This window comes from Fictibacillus nanhaiensis (assembly GCF_042686385.1).
Classification (GTDB): Bacteria; Bacillota; Bacilli; order Bacillales; family Fictibacillaceae; genus Fictibacillus; species Fictibacillus nanhaiensis.
In genome coordinates this window covers 1-1288 of record NZ_JBHUPF010000009.1, presented here as the reverse complement: position 1 = coordinate 1288, position 1288 = coordinate 1, and the positions used below count along the sequence as shown (strand labels likewise).

Here is a 1288-nt window from a genome sequence, read left to right as displayed (position 1 = left end):
TAGACTGACATAGTCAATTGGGACATTAATAAAACACCTGTTAGGCTGCCATACTCCCCATTTCAATAGGGGTGTGGTAGCCTAATTTTTCTTGAATTCGCTCCTCATTGTAATACTTCATGTATTGATCTACTTTTTCCTTTACTTTATCTACGGTTATAGAATTAAACTTCACATATTGGAACTCTTCAGATTTTAGATTTGAATGGAAAGACTCAACAACGGCGTTATCCCAACAATTTCCCCTTCTCGACATACTGCTGACTAATTTACTTTCTTGTATTAACTGCTGATACGCATAAGATGTATACACACTTCCTTGATCACTGTGAACAATAACCCCTTTGGGGTTTCCTCGTGATTTTAACGCAGCTTTTAAAGTATCTGTCACCAGAGGCGTTTGTTGATGCGTATAGAGCTTGTACGCCACAATTTGATTATTGAATAGATCCATAATGGTTGAAAGATACAATGTGCTTGAACCATATTGAATATACGTAATATCGGTCACCCATTTTTGATTGGGCAAAACGGCTGAAAAATCTCTCTGTAAAAGATTTGGTGCGACAATGATGGTTTGCCCTTGAGATTTCCACTTCCTCTTTGGCTTTACACGGCACTGTAGATGATGCTTTTGCATAATACGTTGGACAGAATTACGATTCAAACTAATTTGATATCGACGCTTTAGTAGATGCTTAATTTTCCGATGACCATACCGATATTTCGTCTCTTCACAAAGAGAGATAATAGCCTTCTCGGATTCAGACAACTCTTTAGATGGAGCTGCTAACCAACGATAGTAGGTGGATCTTGGAACACTTAACGCAGATAGAATAGCCGTAACGGTGTACTTTTTTCTTAATCTCTTTACCAAACGGAGAACTACTTCTTTTTCAGCTCCTTTTCGATCTCCAAATACTTTTTTAAGATTTCATTCTCCTGTTTGTAGTGATTAAATTGACGTTCTTTCTTTTCCTCTTCACTAAGGGAATCAGGTCCAAGACCGTAAGAGTATTGCTTACCAATAGGTTGATTGAACCGATGTACTTCATTATCTCGATACCATCTCATCCACGTTTTAATTTGGGACACATTTTTGATTCCGTACTTATCCATGATTTCTTCGTTGGAGAATTGACCACTCATTTTATCTTTAACAACAGCCCACTTTGTTTCTTTTGAATAAACGTTTTTGCCCATGCAAAAACACCTCCGATTTTTCACTTTTAATAAGTGTATCATTTCGAAGGTGTTTTATTGTGTCCCATCTACCTAGGTTAGTCTA

The 1288-nt window shown here is 37.2% G+C and carries 1 protein-coding gene; it reads right to left on the bottom strand.

Annotated elements, in window-relative coordinates; translation table 11 throughout:
* Positions 1-40 precede the first annotated feature (40 nt).
* Positions 41-1203 (bottom strand): IS3 family transposase gene (locus tag ACFS5O_RS19325; RefSeq protein ID WP_205724076.1). Its coding sequence is split into 2 segments (ribosomal slippage): positions 41-927 and positions 927-1203, totalling 1164 coding nucleotides; the frame shifts between segments, so codons are not numbered across the junction.
* Positions 1204-1288: the final 85 nt, after the last annotated feature.